General features: G+C 70.8%; 11 protein-coding genes. 4 read left to right on the top strand and 7 right to left on the bottom strand.

Annotation, left to right across the window (positions count from 1 at the left end):
- Positions 1 to 78 precede the first annotated feature (78 nt).
- A complete protein-coding gene (locus ACY34M_RS04585; protein WP_462718621.1) occupies positions 79 to 1,746 on the top strand; it encodes an alkaline phosphatase D family protein in 1,668 nt (555 codons plus the stop codon).
- Positions 1,747 to 2,061: 315 nt separating this feature from the next.
- Positions 2,062 to 3,072, top strand: a complete 1,011-nt coding sequence (locus ACY34M_RS04580; protein WP_462718620.1) for a zinc metalloprotease — start codon at positions 2,062 to 2,064, stop codon at positions 3,070 to 3,072.
- 4 nt (positions 3,073 to 3,076) lie between these two features.
- On the opposite strand, the gene ACY34M_RS04575 is transcribed toward ACY34M_RS04580, so the two are convergent.
- Complete coding sequence (locus ACY34M_RS04575) at positions 3,077 to 3,646, bottom strand: dienelactone hydrolase family protein (RefSeq protein WP_462718619.1); 570 nt, start codon at positions 3,644 to 3,646, stop codon at positions 3,077 to 3,079.
- Between the two features lie 62 nt (positions 3,647 to 3,708).
- Here ACY34M_RS04575 and ACY34M_RS04570 point away from each other — a divergent pair, with 62 nt between their 5' ends.
- Positions 3,709 to 4,815 carry a mechanosensitive ion channel family protein gene (locus ACY34M_RS04570; protein WP_462718618.1) on the top strand — a complete coding sequence of 369 codons (1,107 nt, stop codon included), beginning with the start codon at positions 3,709 to 3,711 and terminating at the stop codon, positions 4,813 to 4,815.
- A 32-nt stretch (positions 4,816 to 4,847) separates the two neighbouring features.
- Here the strand turns inward: ACY34M_RS04570 and ACY34M_RS04565 are convergent, their stop codons facing one another.
- From ACY34M_RS04565 to ACY34M_RS04540, 6 genes are all read right to left on the bottom strand, one after another.
- Positions 4,848 to 5,594 (bottom strand): SDR family NAD(P)-dependent oxidoreductase, encoded by a 747-nt coding sequence (locus tag ACY34M_RS04565; protein ID WP_462718617.1) that lies wholly within the window; start codon positions 5,592 to 5,594, stop codon positions 4,848 to 4,850.
- A 44-nt stretch (positions 5,595 to 5,638) separates the two neighbouring features.
- Positions 5,639 to 7,225 carry a Na+/H+ antiporter gene (locus ACY34M_RS04560; protein ID WP_462718616.1) on the bottom strand — a complete coding sequence of 529 codons (1,587 nt, stop codon included), beginning with the start codon at positions 7,223 to 7,225 and terminating at the stop codon, positions 5,639 to 5,641.
- Positions 7,226 to 7,351: 126 nt separating this feature from the next.
- Complete coding sequence (locus ACY34M_RS04555; RefSeq protein ID WP_462718615.1) at positions 7,352 to 7,831, bottom strand: GNAT family N-acetyltransferase; 480 nt, start codon at positions 7,829 to 7,831, stop codon at positions 7,352 to 7,354.
- Entirely contained in the window at positions 7,828 to 8,769 is a 942-nt protein-coding gene (locus ACY34M_RS04550; RefSeq protein WP_462718614.1) for an RluA family pseudouridine synthase, read from the bottom strand. The genes ACY34M_RS04555 and ACY34M_RS04550 overlap by 4 nt, the downstream gene beginning before the upstream one ends.
- A 97-nt stretch (positions 8,770 to 8,866) precedes the next feature.
- Positions 8,867 to 9,475, bottom strand: coding sequence for a signal peptidase II (gene lspA, locus ACY34M_RS04545; RefSeq protein ID WP_462718613.1), 609 nt, complete (start codon positions 9,473 to 9,475; stop codon positions 8,867 to 8,869).
- A gap of 97 nt (positions 9,476 to 9,572) precedes the next feature.
- Positions 9,573 to 10,733, bottom strand: coding sequence for a TraR/DksA family transcriptional regulator (locus ACY34M_RS04540; RefSeq protein WP_462718612.1), 1,161 nt, complete (start codon positions 10,731 to 10,733; stop codon positions 9,573 to 9,575).
- Positions 10,734 to 11,360: 627 nt separating this feature from the next.
- On the opposite strand from ACY34M_RS04540, the gene ileS reads away from it, so the two are divergent.
- Entirely contained in the window at positions 11,361 to 14,504 is a 3,144-nt protein-coding gene (ileS, locus tag ACY34M_RS04535) for an isoleucine--tRNA ligase (RefSeq protein ID WP_462718611.1), read from the top strand.
- Positions 14,505 to 14,681 lie beyond the last annotated feature (177 nt).

Raw genomic sequence — 14,681 nt, 5'->3', positions numbered from 1 at the left:
ACCGGGCTTGATGAAGAGCGGGCGAACCTTTCGGGTTCGCCCGCTTTTTGTATCTACCAGTCAGTAGTCTGACCGGCTGTGACCAGTCGACTTGATCAATCCGTCCCGAGACCCGTCCCCGGGCCCGCCCCGACCCGCCGTACGGTCGTCAAGGCCGCGGCCGCCGGTGCCGCGCTCGCCGCGCCGCTCGCCGCCGCGGCCCCCGCCCACGCCGCCGACGCCCCCGCCTTCCTGCACGGCATCGCCTCCGGCGACCCGCTGCCCGACGGGGTGCTGCTGTGGACGCGCGTGACGCCGTCCGCCGACGCGCTGCCCGGCTCGGGCAAGGGCGCCGATGTCCGGGTGGGCTGGGAGATCGCGGGGGACAAGGACTTCCGTCAGGTCGTCGGCCGGGGCACCGTGACCGCGAGCGCCGCCACCGACCACACGGTCAAGGCCGATGTAAGGGGCCTGCGCCCGGCGACCGCCTATTACTTCCGCTTCTCCATAGGCACCACCCACTCCCCCGTGGGCCGCACCCGCACCACGCCCGCCGCCGACGCGTCCCCCGACGGGCTGCGCTTCGGCGTCGTCTCCTGCGCCAACTGGGAGGCCGGCTACTTCTCCTCGTACCGGCACCTGGCCGCCCGCACCGACCTGGACGCGGTCCTGCACCTGGGCGACTACCTCTACGAGTACAAGACCGGCGAGTACCCGGCCGCCCAGTACACCGTCCGGCAGCACCGGCCGGTCCACGAGATCGTCTCGCTCGCCGACTACCGCACCCGGCACGGCCAGACCAAGACGGACCCCGACGTCCAGGCCATGCAGGCCGCGCACCCGCTGATCGCGATCTGGGACGACCACGAGTTCGCCAACGACGCCTGGTCGGGCGGCGCGGAGAACCACACGCCGGACACCGAGGGCGACTGGCGGGCGCGCCAGCAGGCGGCGAAGCAGGCGTACTTCGAGTGGATGCCGGTCCGCCCGTCGACCGCGGGCACGGTCTTCCGCCGCCTGCGCTTCGGCAACCTCGCCGACCTCCACCTGCTCGACCTGCGCTCGTTCCGCTCCGAGCAGACGAGCGTCGGCAACGGCGCGGTGGACTCCCCGGAGCGCACGATCACGGGCCGCGCCCAGCTCGACTGGCTGAAGTCCGGGCTCACCGCGTCGAACGCGCGCTGGAAGCTGGTCGGCACCTCGGTGATGATCTCGCCGGTCGCCTTCGGTTCGCTGCCCGCCCACATCGCGGGCCCGCTGGCCGAACTGCTCGGCCTCCCGAAGGAGGGCCTGGCGATCAACGTCGACCAGTGGGACGGCTACACGCACGACCGCACCGAGCTGATCACCCACCTGCGTGAGAACGCCGTCCGCGACACCGTCTTCCTGACCGGCGACATCCACATGGCATGGGCCAACGACGTACCGGTCAAGGCGGCGACGTATCCGCTGTCGCCGTCCGCCGCGACGGAGTTCGTGGTCACGTCCGTGACCTCCGACAACCTGGACGACATCCTGCACGTCGCCCCGGACACGCTCTCCACGGTCGCCGAGGGCGCCATCAAGGCCGCCAACCGGCACGTGCACTGGCTCGACATGGACCGGCACGGATACGGCGTCCTGGACGTCACGGCCGAGCACGCGCAGATGGACTACTACGTGATCTCCGACCGCGCGGACAAGAACGCCACGACCTCCTGGAAGCGCTCGTACCGCACGCTGAGCGGCACCCAGAAGGTCGAGCGCGTCGGCTCCCCCGTTCGGTGATGACTGTGCGCTGAATTCCGGCCACCGGCAAGGACGTTACGAGCGGATGACACCGCTCACGGTGGGTGGTGCGGACACGGCCCCGCGCGGGCCCGAATACGGACACACCACCCACCCCGGTAACCCCTGCCGTTACGTCCACGTCTCAAACTCCGGACGACCACCGAATTTCTTCTCCCGGTTGCCCCGGTTTGCCGGGCAAAACTCCGCGATCAACGCGACCAGTTCCCTGCTCTTCCTGGCATGACATGGCCACGTAATCTCCCCGCGGCGGCGAGGAAGGCCCTCCCCGCTCGCGTCCGCGAGGAGCCCAGAATGACCACCCTTACCCGGAAGACCCCCATATCCCCGCGCCTGCGCCGCCGGCTGCTCGGCACCGCGGTGATGGCCGGAACCCTGGCCCTGGTTCCGCTCTCCGCCCCCACCGGCAGCGCCGCCGCCACGAAGACCACCACCGCCGCCGAGAAGTGCGCGACCGACACGAACGCGGTCGCCCGCGAGAAGAAGCCCACCGGCGCCGACCACGCCCAGGAGCCCAACGAGCTCACCGCGGCGCAGGCCAAGGCCATGGACGCGGCCCTGCGGAAGAGACTCGACAAGCTGCGCGCCGCGGGCACCCCGGAGCGGGGCCTGAACGCCGCCGCGTCCACGACGATCCCGGTGTACTTCCACGTGATCCACAACGGCACGACCGGCAAGCTGTCGGCGACGTCGATCGCCAACCAGATCAGCGTCCTGAACGCCGCCTACAGCGGGCAGGGCACCGGCAACACCGACTCCGGCTACCAGTTCCAGTTGGTCGCGACCGACTACACGGACAACGCCTCCTGGTACAACGGCATCGCCCCGGGCTCGGCCGCCGAGAAGTCGATGAAGAGCACGCTGCGCAAGGGCGGCGCGAACGCGCTGAACTTCTACACCGCGAACCTCGGCCAGGACCTGCTGGGCTGGGCGACGTTCCCGTCCTCGTACAAGTCGAACCCGTCCGACGACGGCGTGGTCGTCCTCGACACCTCGCTGCCCGGCGGCTCGGCCGCCAACTACAACGAGGGCGACACCGGGACCCACGAGATCGGCCACTGGATGGGGCTTTACCACACCTTCCAGGGCGGCTGCAACGGCAACGGCGACTACGTCTCCGACACCCCGGCCGAGAAGAGCGCCGCCTTCGAGTGCCCGACCGGGCGCGACACCTGCACGAACAAGACGGGTGTCGACCCGATCCACAACTTCATGGACTACACGTACGACTCCTGCATGTACCAGTTCACCGCCGGTCAGGTGCAGCGCATGAAGGACAGCTGGACGGCGTACCGGGCGGGCTGATCCCTCACAGCGTTTCGAGGAAGCCGAGCGCCACCCGCCAGGTGGCCTCGGCGGCCTCCTCGTCGTAGTCCGGCAGGTCGGGGTCGGTGTACAGGTGGCCCGCCCCGGCGTACCGGTAGACCTCGACGTCGGCTCCCGCGCGCCCCATCTGCAGGTACCAGGCGGTCAGCCAGTCGTCCGTCTCGAAGGGGTCGGGCTCGGCGACGTGCAGCTGGACCGGGAGCTCGTCCACGGTGACGCCCTCCGCGATGTCGGACGTGCCGTGCAGGAGCAGCAGCCCCTTCGCCTTGTCGTCACCGAGGGCGAGGGTCTGCGCGGTCGCGGCGCCGAACGAGAACCCGGCGTAGACGAGTCCGCGGTCGGAGTAGGGCGCGGCCGCCAGGACGGCGCGCTTGAGCAGCTCGTCCTTGCCGATCTCGTCCTTGAAGGCCATGCCCTCCTCGACGGTGTCGAACGTGCGGCCCTCGAAGAGATCGGGGGTCCACACCTCGTGCCCGGCGGCCCGAAGCCGCTCGGCGGCGGCCTCCACCGCGGGCCGCAGTCCGAACGCCGAATGGAAAAGCATGATGTTCATGGGCTCCATGGTGCCAGGCCCCCCACAGGTTAGGTTCGCGCGATGCCGGATACCGTCGTGGCATGGAGAACGTACTGCGCCCACTGATCGTCATTGGTGGCTCGGTCGTCCTCACGTTGCTCGTGGGGTGGGCCGTCGACCGGTTGCTGCTGCGCACCGATCAGCGCCACCACGAAACCCCGCTGTGGGGGCTGCTGCGCCGCTGCCGGCTGCCGCTCCAGTTCGTGCTGTGCGCGGCGCTGCTGCGCGGCTCCTACGACCAAACGGGCCTCGCGAAGGAGCACTACGGCGGCATTGGAGAAACGCTCAGCCTGGTCCTGATCGGCGCCACCGCCTGGCTCGCCGTCCGGATCTCCTCCGCCGTCGTCGAGTCGACCTACGCCCGCTACGCCGCCGCCCAGCGCGATCCGGCCAGGGTCCGCCGCGTGCGCACCCAGGTCACCCTGATCCAGCGCGTCGTCATAGCGGTCGTCGGCGTGGTCGCGGTGGCCGCGATGCTCCTGACGTTCCCCTCGTTCCGGGCCGCAGGGGCCTCGCTGCTCGCCTCGGCCGGTCTCCTGGGCATCGTCGCCGGTGTCGCCGCGCAGTCCACGCTCGGCAACCTCTTCGCGGGCCTGCAGATCGCGTTCGGCGACATGGTGCGGATCGGCGACACGGTGGTCGTGGACGGCGAGTGGGGCACGGTCGAGGAGATCACCCTCACCTTCCTCGCGGTCCGCACCTGGGACGAGCGCCGCATCACCATGCCGGTCTCGTACTTCACGTCGAAGCCGTTCGAGAACTGGTCGCGCGGCGGTGTCCAGATGACCGGCACCGTCTTCTTCCACCTCGACCACAGCGCGCCCGTGCCCGAGATGCGCGAGAAGCTCCACGACATCCTGCGCGAGTGCGCCGCCTGGGACGGCCGCGACTGGGGCCTGGCCGTCACCGACACCACGCCCAGCACCCTCCAGGTCCGCGCCCTGGTCACGGCCAAGGACGCGGACGACATCTGGACGGTGCGGGTCACGGTCCGCGAGCAGCTCGTGCGCTGGCTGACCGATCAGCACCCGTACGCGCTGCCGCGGATCAACACGGCGACGGCCCTGGTGGCCCCGGACGAGATGGACGCCCTGCCGGAGCATGTGATCAGCCGCAACGGCCGCGCTCCCCGGACGGGCCGGGGCTAGCCGCTGCCGCCCCGGCCCTTCGCACTGACGCTCTAACGCCCCGGCAGTTCCCCTCCGTTGACCTGGACGATCTGCCCGCTCACATGACCTCCGCCCGGTGACGCCAGCCACAGCACGGTGGCCGCGATGTCGGCGGGCTTTCCCGCGCGACCGGTCGGGATGGCGTCGACCCGGCGCCGGTAGTCCGCCTCCGGCATCGAGGGCCCGAAGAAGTCGGTGTCCTCGATGTAGCCGGGCGCGACGGTGTTCACGGTGATGCCGCGCGGCCCGAGGGCCCTGGCGAGGTCGTACGTGTACGGGTGCAGGGCCGCCTTCGCGGCGCCGTACGAGCCCTGGTTCGAGCCGCGCAGCGCGGCGATGGACGACAGGAAGACGATCCGGCCGCCCGGCGCGGCGATGTGCTCGCGCAGCGCCTCGGTCAGCAGGACCGACGTCAGCGTATTGATCCGGAAATCGGCGCTCCACTGATGGGCGACGGTCTCCAGCGGGTCGGTGCCCTCCGGCGCCGGATGCGTGCGGCCGCCGAACCCGCCTGCGCTGTGCACGATCACGTCGACCGTGCCCTCGAACGCCTCCAGGGCGAAATCGGCGGCGCCGCGCGCCCCTTCGACCGTACTGAGGTCGGCCGGGTACCTCATCGCGCCGGGCACATCGGCCTTCTCCAGCACCTCGATCCGCCGCCCGACCAGGAGCACGCGGTCGCCCTCCGCCGCGAACGCCTGGGCTGTCGCGAGCCCGATTCCCGTGCCGCCTCCGGTGATTATCACGTTGCGTGCCATGCCCACGAGGTTAGAACGTGGAGCGCACTCGAATCCCGCGTGTCTCAGCGCAAACTGCGCACATCCAGTTTCCTGAGCACCCGGTCGACCACCTCCGGGTCGGAGCCCGGCTCACTGCGGGCCGCGAGGACCTCGTGCCGGGCGGCCGACATCATCTCCGCCTGGATCCGGCGGATCCGCTTGATCCGGTCGACCCGCTTGGTCTGCTTCTCGCGCCGCTCGTCCGCGCCGATCTCCGGGTTGATGCGCAGGCCGATGTCGAGCGCTCGGCGCAGCATCTGCTCCGTCACCTCGTCCGGCAGCTCCTCGACCTCCTCGATCTCCTTGAACCGCCGCTTGGCCGCCTTCGCGGCCCTCAGCGCGAGCTGCCGCTCGAACTCCCGCTCGGCGGTGTCGTCGCTGCGCACCCCGAGCTTGCGCACCAGCCACGGCAGGCTCAGCCCTTGCAGCACCAGGGTCGCCATGATCACCCCGAACGCGAGGAAGACGATCTCGTCCCGCTGCGGAAAGGGCGAACCGTTGTCCATGGTCAACGGGATGGCGAGGGCCAGGGCCACCGAGGCCACACCGCGCATTCCGGCCCACCACATGACGACCGTCTCGCGCCAGCTGACCGGGATGTCCTCGTCGACGTCGCGCCGCAGGTGCATCCGCCGTGTCACCCACGTCATCGGCAGCAGCCACAGCAGCCGTACGACGATGACGACGCCGACGACCGCGCCCGCCCAGCCGAACATCTCGCCCCAGCGGCCCTCCGCGGTCCGGACGACGTTGTGCACCTCCAGGCCGATGAGGCCGAACGCGACGCCCGTGACGAGGGTGTCCACGACGTCCCAGAAGGCCCGCCCGGTGAGCCGCGTCAGCACGTCGTCGGCGTCGAAGGCGTGCTCGGCCAGGAACATGGCCGTGGTCAGGACCGCCAGCACGCCCGAGCCCTTGAGCTCCTCGGCGAGTACGTACGAGGCGTAGGGGATCAGGAGCGTGAGGCCGATCTGGAGCGTGGCGTCGCCGAGATAGCCGATGAGCTTGTTGGCGGCCCAGCCGAGCGCCCAGCCGACCGCGATGGCCACGACCGCGGACAGGACGAGTTCCAGCGCGGCGCGCGGCAGCGAGAAGGTGCCGCTGACGGCGGCGGCGATCGCGACGTGGTAGAGCACGATCGCGGTCACGTCGTTGAACAGGCCCTCGCCCTCCAGGATCGACACCATGCGCCGGGGCAGACCGAGTTGGCCCGCGACAGCGGTCGCGGCGACCGGGTCGGGCGGCGCCACGAGCGCGCCGAGCGCGACGGCCGCGGCGACCGGCAGGCCGGGCACGATGGCGTCGGCGACGAAGGCGACCGCGGCCGTGGTGACGAAGACCAGGGCCACGGCGAGCAGGAAGATCGGCCGTTTGTTGGCCGCGAACTGGCGCCAGGACGTGCGGTGCACGGCCGCGTAGAGCAGCGGTGGCAGCACGAGCGGCAGGATCAGGTCCGGATTGATGTCGACGTTCGGGACCGCCTGGATCAGGGCGAGCGCGATGCCGAGCAGGGTCATCAGGACCGGCGACGGCAGGCCGAGCCGGTCACCGAGGGGCACGGTCAGCACGGCCCCGAGCAACAGCACGAACAGCAGGGCCAATTGATCCACCGGGGACTCCGACCAGACTCGACGATCATGTGCGTTCCGGCCTCAAGAGTGCCACGCGCTTCAGATCAAAACGGTCTTATCGGAGCCCGGATACGTGATGCCGGGGTGCCGCGAAGCCGCCGCTTGCTAGCCGAGTGTCTTGCGCATCGCGCGGTGGCCGATGCCGGCGTCGAGGAACTCGGGCCCGTACGCGACGTACCCCAGACGCTCGTAGAACCCCAGCGCGTGCGTCTGCGCGTGCAGGTCCACGGCGGTCATTCCGTGCGCGCCGGCCGCGTCCTCGACGGCCTGCACCAGCGCGGCGCCGACCCCGAGACCGCGCGCGGCCTTCGCCACGGCGAGCCGCCCGAGGGCGCCCACGTCGGCCGCCCCGCCGTTCTTCGCCGCGGCCGCCTCGCCCGTCAGCAGCCGGCCGGTGCCGAGCGGCTCCCCGTCCGTCCGGACGGCGAGGATGTGCACGGCCCGAGCGTCGTACGCGTCGTACTCGATGTCCTCGGGAACGCCCTGCTCGGCGACGAAGACTTCCTTGCGGACGGCGAAGCAGGCCTGCCGGTCCGCCTCGCTCTCGGCGACGCGGGTTATGTACGCGGTGACGGGGGCACTCATGCGCTCTCCGCCCTGACCCGGTCGAGCGCGGTCTGCAGATCGTCCGGGTAGGCGCTCTCGAACTCGACCCAGCGGCCGTCCGCCGGGTGCTCGAAGCCGAGCCGCACCGCGTGCAGCCACTGGCGCGTGAGGCCGAGCCGCTTGGCGATGGTGGGATCCGCGCCGTACGTCAGGTCGCCGACGCACGGGTGCCGGTGCGCCGACATGTGGACGCGGATCTGGTGGGTGCGCCCCGTCTCCAGCTTGATGTCGAGGAGCGAGGCGGCGCGGAAGGCCTCGATGAGGTCGTAGTGCGTGACGGACGGCTTGCCCTCGGCGGTCACGGCCCACTTGTAGTCGTGGTTCGGGTGGCGGCCGATCGGGGCGTCGATGGTGCCGCTCATGGGGTCGGGGTGGCCCTGCACCAGCGCGTTGTACCGCTTGTCCGGGACGCGCTCCTTGAACTGGCGCTTCAGCGACGTGTACGCCCGCTCCGACTTGGCGACGACCATCAGCCCCGACGTGCCCACGTCGAGCCGGTGCACGATGCCCTGGCGCTCGGCGGCGCCGGACGTCGAGATCCGGTACCCGGCCGCGGCGAGCCCGCCGATCACCGTCGTCCCCGTCCAGCCGGGGCTGGGGTGGGCGGCGACGCCCACGGGCTTCATGATCACGACGATGTCGTCGTCGTCGTGCACGATCTCCATGCCCTCGACGGGCTCCGCGACGATCTGCACGGGAGCGGGTGCCTGCGGCATCTCCACTTCCATCCAGGCGCCGCCGTGCACCCGCTCGGACTTACCCACGACCGAACCGTCGACCGTGACCTTCCCGGCGGCGGCGAGCTCGGCGGCCTTGGTGCGGGAGAAACCGAACATGCGGGAGATGGCGGCGTCTACGCGCTCGCCCTCCAGGCCGTCGGGTACGGGCAGGGTGCGGACCTCGGGAATCGTGCTCACCCATCGAGTATGCAGGAGCCCACCGACACTCCCGCACACGAGCCCCTTGAGCTGGGACCCGGTCCCCGTGCTCGGCCCCTGTGCCCGGTCCCTGCGCTCAGTCCTTGTGGACGGAGCCGTCGGGGTCGATGCCCCGGAAGGACAGCAGCACGATCAGGATGCCGCCGCACACGATCGCCGAGTCGGCGAGGTTGAACACCGGGTAGTGCTTCGGCGCGATGAAGTCCACCACGGCGCCCTCGAAGACGCCCGGCGCCCGGAAGATCCGGTCCGTGAGATTGCCGAGCGCACCGCCGAGCAGCAGGCCGAGCGCGATCGCCCAGGGCGTGCTGTAGAGCTTCCGGGCGAGCCGGGCGATCACGACGATCACGGCGGCCGCGATCAGGGTGAAGATGATCGTGAAGGCCTCGCCGATGCCCCAGGCGGCGCCCGGGTTCCTGATCACTTCGAGCTGCAGCCAGTCGCCGATGATGTGGATGCCGTCGCGGTGCTCCAGCTTCGCCACCACGATCAGCTTGCTGCCCAGGTCAAGGGCGTACGCGAGCGCGGCCACGGCGAACAGCACGGCGATCCGCCGCCTGCCCTTGGGCCGCTCCCGGGTCTGCTCCTCGGCCTGCTCCGGAACCTGCTTCTCGGCCTGCTCAGGCTCGGGTGCCCCCGCATCCGGGGAATCCGGCGTACCGATGATGCGCTCCGCCTCTGCCACGTGAGTCCCTCAACCTAGTACCTGACTGAGGACGAGAGTACGGCACGCGGGGCCACGCCCCCATGGGCCGGGGCCCCGGCGCGGGCTCGGCGGTCGATCAGTAACGGCGCTCCTGCTTCTGCTTGCACTCGACGCACAGCGTCGCGCGCGGGAACGCCTGCATGCGCGCCTTGCCGATGGGGTTCCCGCAGTTCTCGCAGAGCCCGTACGTGCCCGCGTCGAGGCGCTCCAGGGCCCGCTCGGTCTGCAACAACATCTCGCGCGCGTTGGCCGCGAGGGCCATCTCGTGCTCGCGGGTGATGTTCTTGGTGCCGGTGTCGGCGTCGTCGTCGCCCGCCCCGTCACCGGAGTCGCGCATCAGGCCCGCCAGGCCCTCCTCCGCGGTGGAGATCTCGCTCCCGAGCCGCAGCACCTCGCTCTGCAGCTCGGCGCGCGCCTCCTCGGCCTCCTCCGGGGTCCAGGGATCCTCGCCCGGCCGGACAGCCAGCTCACCGGGTTCGGCGGTGCCGCGCGCCTTGGGTACCGCGCCCGGCTTCTTGGTCGCCGTGGCCGTGCCCTGAGTCTTCTTCGCAACCACTGTCGTGGCTCCCGTCGTCTTCGCGGCCTCGGCCGCGCCCTCGGCCGCGGAGGCGACCGTCTTCTTCGCGCCCTTGCGCCCACCCGCCGGGCGGGCGCCCTCCCTCTTTTCCCCTGCGACACCGGCGTCCGAGGACGCCTCCGCCGCTCTGCCCGCGCCCGCCTTCTTGGCCGCACCCTTCGCGGACGCCGAACTCTTCGTCGTGCTCTTCTTGGCCGCGGCCTTCTTGGCCGACGCCTTCTTGGCCTCGGTCTTTTCCGCCGGGGGCTTCCCGGCTCCCGCCTTGTCGGCCGCTGTCTCCTTGGCCGCCGCGGCCTTCTCGGCCCCAGCCTCCTCGGCCGCGGCCTTCTTGGCCCCAGCCCTCTTGGCCGCCGCCTTGTCACCCGCCGCCTTCGCCGGTGCCGGCTTCGTGGTCCCCGTCCCCGAGGCGGCGCCCTCCGTAGCCGTCGCCTTCGCGGGCGCGGTCTTCGTAGACGTCGCCTTCGTGGGTTCGGTGGGCTGTTTGCGGGAGGTCGTGTGGGACGCGGCGGCTGTCTTCTTCTTGCCGGTGGGCGTCTCCTTCGGCTTCGGCTCTGCCGAGGCCTTCGCTCCCGCCGCGTCCTTCCCGGCACCGCCGGAGGCCGCCGCGCCCGTGGTTCTCCTGGACATCGACTGCTGAACGGCGGTCTTCTTCGCCACCATGGTCGCGGCCCCTTCACAATTTGTGATCTTGCTCGCGAATCGTGCTGGGACGATAAATCGACTCCAGGCCCGCGGCAACGGGGCGCACCACCGGGCCAGGCCCCCCGCGGCGGCCTCGTGACCGTCCCGCGACGAACCTGCAAGCGTTGTGCCCAGCTCCCCGCCCGGTAATCCGCCGCTCACCCGTCCGCCCCCGGCCCGTCCCGCGCGCGGCCCGGATCGGACATCCGGCGTATGGCCATTCGGGTCACCGGACGCACCCGCACCCCGCACGCCCCGACCCCCGCGAAAACCGGTCGGCCGCCCCGTCCCGGGCGCCGTACACTGGGCGGAGCGAAAAGCGTGGATGGGGCCGAGTAGCGGCGTACGCAGCCAAGAGCGAACCGGGGACGGTGGAAGCCCGGCGGCGAGCGCGACGCGAAGATCACCCCGGAGCCGCCGGAAGAACGCCGCAGTGCACAGCCCGCGGCCAGTAGACCCGGCATCGCGACCCCAATGAGGGGGCTCACCGGAGCGCACCACGCCCCGGCGGGCCAAGGAGGGTGGTACCGCGGGAGCGCGCCGCACACGGCGCAGCAGCCTCTCGTCCCTCCGACGGAAGAAGGCAGATCCGCCGGAGGAAGACTGATGACGCAGTACCGCCAGGTGCCCGCCCAGGTCGACCTGCCCGCCCTCGAGCACGCGGTGCTCGACTTCTGGCGCGAGCAGAAGATCTTCGCCAAGACCCTGGAGCAGTCCGAGGGGCGCCCCGAGTGGGTGTTCTACGAGGGCCCGCCCACGGCCAACGGCATGCCGGGCGCCCACCACATCGAGGCCCGCGTCTTCAAGGACGTGTTCCCCCGGTTCCGCACGATGCGCGGCTACCACGTGGCCCGCAAGGCGGGCTGGGACTGTCACGGCCTCCCGGTGGAGCTGGCGGTCGAGAAGGAGCTCGGCTTCAGCGGCAAGAAGGACATCGAGGCGTACGGCATCGCGGAGTTCAACGCCAAGTGCCGCGAGTCCGTGACCCGGCACACCGACGCCTTCTCCGACCTGACGACCCGCATGGGCTACTGGGTCGACCTCGACGACGCGTACCGGACGATGAACCCGGAGTACGTCGACTCGGTCTGGTGGTCGCTGAAGGAGATCTTCAACAAGGGCCTCCTGGTCCAGGACCACCGCGTCGCCCCCTGGTGCCCGCGCTGCGGCACCGGTCTGTCGGACCACGAGCTGGCCCAGGGGTACGAGACCGTCGTCGACCCCTCGGTCTATGTCCGTTTCCCGCTCACCTCCGGTCCGCTGGCCGGCCAGGCCTCGCTCCTGATCTGGACGACGACCCCGTGGACCCTGGTGTCCAACACCGCGGTCGCCGCGCACCCGGACGTGACCTACGTGGTCGTGACCGACGGCGAGGAGAAGCTGGTCGTCGCCGAGCCGCTCGTCGAGAAGGCGCTCGGCGAGGGCTGGGAGACGACCGGTGAGTCCTTCACCGGCGCCGAGATGGAGCGCTGGAAGTACCAACGTCCGTTCGACCTCGTGGAGTTCCCGGCGGAGTCCGAGGCCCACTACGTCGTCAACGCCGAGTACGTGACGACCGAGGACGGTACGGGTCTGGTCCATCAGTCCCCCGCGTTCGGTGAGGACGACCTCAAGGTCTGCCGCGCGTACGGCATGCCGGTCGTGAACCCGGTCCGCCCCGACGGCACCTTCGAGGAGGACCTGCGCCTGGTGGGCGGTGTCTTCTTCAAGAAGGCCGACGAACAGCTGACCGAGGACCTCCAGAACCGCGGTCTGCTCTTCAAGCACATCCCGTACGAGCACAGCTACCCGCACTGCTGGCGCTGCCACACGGCGCTGCTCTACTACGCGCAGCCCTCCTGGTACATCCGCACCACGGCGATCAAGGACCGGCTCCTCCAGGAGAACGAGAAGACCAACTGGTTCCCGGAGACGGTCAAGAACGGCCGCTTCGGCGACTGGCTGCAGAACAACATCGACTGGGCGCTGTCCCGCAACCGCTACTGGGGCACCCCGCTGCCGATCTGGCGCTGTGAGGAGAACCACCTCACCTGCGTCGGCTCCCGTGAGGAGCTGGGCGCGCTGACCGGCACGGACCAGTCGTCCCTCGACCCGCACCGTCCGTACATCGACGACGTCACGTTCACCTGCACCCACGAGGGCTGCTCCCTCGAAGCGGTGCGCGTGCCCGAGGTCATCGACGCCTGGTACGACTCGGGTTCCATGCCGTTCGCGCAGTGGGGCTACCCGTACAAGAACAAGGAACTGTTCGAGTCCCGCTACCCGGCGCAGTTCATCTCCGAGGCCATCGACCAGACGCGCGGCTGGTTCTACACGCTGATGGCGGTCGGCACGCTCGTCTTCGACAAGTCGTCGTACGAGAACGTGGTCTGCCTCGGCCACATCCTCGCCGAGGACGGCCGCAAGATGTCCAAGCACCTGGGCAACACCCTGGACCCGATCCCGCTCATGGACCGGCACGGCGCGGACGCGGTGCGCTGGTTCATGGCGGCCGGCGGCTCCCCGTGGGCGGCCCGCCGCGTCGGCCACGGCACGATCCAGGAGGTCGTCCGCAAGACGCTTCTCACGTACTGGAACACGGTCGCCTTCCAGGCCCTGTACGCGCGGACGACGGAGTGGGCGCCCAGCGAGGCTGACCCGGCCCCGGCCGAGCGCACGGTGCTCGACCGCTGGCTGCTGTCCGAGCTGCACCTGCTCACGGACGAGGTCACCAAGGCGCTCGAGGCGTACGACACCCAGCGCGCCGGCAAGCTCCTCTCGGCTTTCGTCGACGATCTCTCCAACTGGTACGTGCGTCGCTCGCGCCGCCGCTTCTGGCAGGGCGACAAGGCCGCGCTGCGCACCCTGCACGACGTGGTGGTGACCATCACACAGCTGATGGCGCCGCTCACGCCGTTCATCGCGGAGCGCGTGTGGCAGGACCTGGTCGTGCCGGTCACCCCGGACGCCCCGGAGTCGGTGCACCTGTCGTCGTGGCCCGAGGCCGACCGTTCGGCGATCGACCCCAAGCTGTCGACGCAGATGGCGCTGGTCCGCCGCCTCGTGGAGCTCGGCCGTGCCACGCGCGCGGAGTCGGGCGTCAAGACCCGCCAGCCGCTCTCGCGCGCGCTGGTCGCGGCGACGGGCTTCGCCGGCCTCTCCCCCGAGCTCCAGGCCCAGATCACGGAGGAGCTGAACGTCTCGTCCCTGGCCTCGCTCTCGGACGTCGGCGGCAGCCTGGTGGACACGACCGCCAAGGCCAACTTCCGGGCGCTCGGCAAGCGCTTCGGCAAGCGCGTCCAGGACGTGGCGAAGGCGGTCGCGAACGCGGACGCCGCTGCGCTGTCCCTGGCCCTGCGCGAGGGCACCGCCTCGGTGGAGGTCGACGGCGAGAAGATCGACCTCGCCCCGGACGAGGTCATCATCACGGAGACGCCGCGCGAGGGCTGGTCCGTGGCCTCGGACTCCGGTGCCACGGTGGCGCTCGACCTGGAGCTCACGGAGGAGCTGCGGCAGGCGGGCCTGGCCCGTGACGCGATCCGCCTGATCCAGGAGGCCCGCAAGAACAGCGGCCTGGACGTGGCGGACCGGATCGCCCTGCGCTGGACGTCGACCGACCCGGCGGTGATCTCGGCCCTGTCCGAGCACGCCGAGCTGATCGCCGACGAGGTCCTGGCCACGGACTTCGCCCAGGGCGAGCCGGACGACACGTACGGCTCCGCCTTCACCGACGAAGGCCTGAGCCTGACCTTCGCCCTCCACAAGGCCTAGCCACACCGGGGGCGCCCCCCTGGGGGCTCCGCCCCCGGACCCCCGGTCCTCAATCGCCGGACGGGCTTGATTTCTCAAGCCCGTCCGGCTCGTCTTGCTTTGGAGCCCCTCCGGCGATTGAGGAGCGGGGTCCGGGGCGGAGCCCCAAGGCCGGGAAGCGGCCAACCGCAACAGTGC

This window comes from Streptomyces sp. EDA2-14, from assembly GCF_054963755.1.
The sequence above is the reverse complement of the archived record's forward strand: the minus strand, read 5'-3'. Positions and strand labels throughout refer to the sequence as shown.